Origin of the sequence: Nocardia sp. NPDC005978, from assembly GCF_040614455.1 — a bacterium.
In the GTDB taxonomy this organism is placed as follows: Bacteria; Actinomycetota; Actinomycetes; order Mycobacteriales; family Mycobacteriaceae; genus Nocardia.
Window position 1 is genome coordinate 1 of the sequence record NZ_JBEXUS010000255.1, and the last position, 1,072, is coordinate 1,072.

At 30.6% G+C, this 1,072-nt stretch carries 2 protein-coding genes; both read right to left on the minus strand.

What is annotated here, in order from left to right; all coding sequences use genetic code 11:
- Positions 1-542 (minus strand): IS3 family transposase (locus ABZ319_RS40505; RefSeq protein WP_354991893.1); only part of this gene is annotated, 542 nt, incomplete at its 3' end.
- Positions 543-592: 50 nt separating this feature from the next.
- The coding region (locus ABZ319_RS40510; protein ID WP_354991894.1) for a transposase at positions 593-1,072 on the minus strand (480 nt) is incomplete at its 5' end.

Here is a 1,072-nt window from a genome sequence, read left to right on the forward strand (position 1 = left end):
CCCTGATCAGAGTGAAAAGTTCTCCTATAAGGCGCTTTAGCTGTGACTTTAATAGCTTCTTCTAGTGCATCCACTATATTATTAGCTGATGGGCGTTCACTTATACTATAGCTTATTATCTCACCATTATACATATCCATAAATGGATCTAAATAAAGTTTCTTTACTACTATTTTACCTTTTTCATTTACTTCATAATATTTAAATTCAGTTGTATCTGTAGTGATTTTTTGATGAGGGATATTGGTATTGAATCGTCTTCTAATTCTATTCTTGGCTGTTTTTCCAATTTTCCCTTTATATGAATTGTATTTTCTACTTTTTCTAGTAAATGATGTAACCTGTAAGCCTAATTTTTGTATAATTCTTTGAACTTTCTTCTTGTTTATAATATACCCTAAATTACGTAACGCACCATATATACGTCTATAACCATAATCTTTGTTATTCTTTCTTACTTCTAATATTTTCTCTTCAATTTCTTTATCTGGATTAACTCTATCGAATCTCTTCTGCCAGTACATATATGTTGCTTTCGGCATTTTCGCATATAAAAGAAGGTCTTTAAGTATGAATTCTCCTCGGAGACTGCTTATAATTCGCGCCTTCTTTTCATTTCTGCTTCTTCCGCTAAACGCAATCTCCTCGCTTCTTTTAAAAATGCATTTTCTATCCTTAGTTGTAGTAATTCATTTTCTAATTCTTTTACATATTCTTTAGATATATTATCACTTGTGGTTTGACTTGTTGTTTTATTACTTAACTTTTTAGTTGATTTAGCCATTGAAATTTTCCGACCTTTCCTTCGTTCTCTCAATGCATCAGGACCAGCTACTCTGAAGAGATTAACCCAGTTACAAATAAGTGATGGATTATTTATACCTTCTTGTAAAGCAATGTCATTGTACGAGAGTTCACTTGTTAAGTATAATTCTACAACAAATATCTTTTTTTCGAAAGAATATTCTTCATTTTTTCTTGAACGACGTAAGGCTTCATCTCCATATTTCTTATATTTGGCAACCCAAATTTCAATATTACTATAAGATTTTATACCATACTTTTTCGCTAA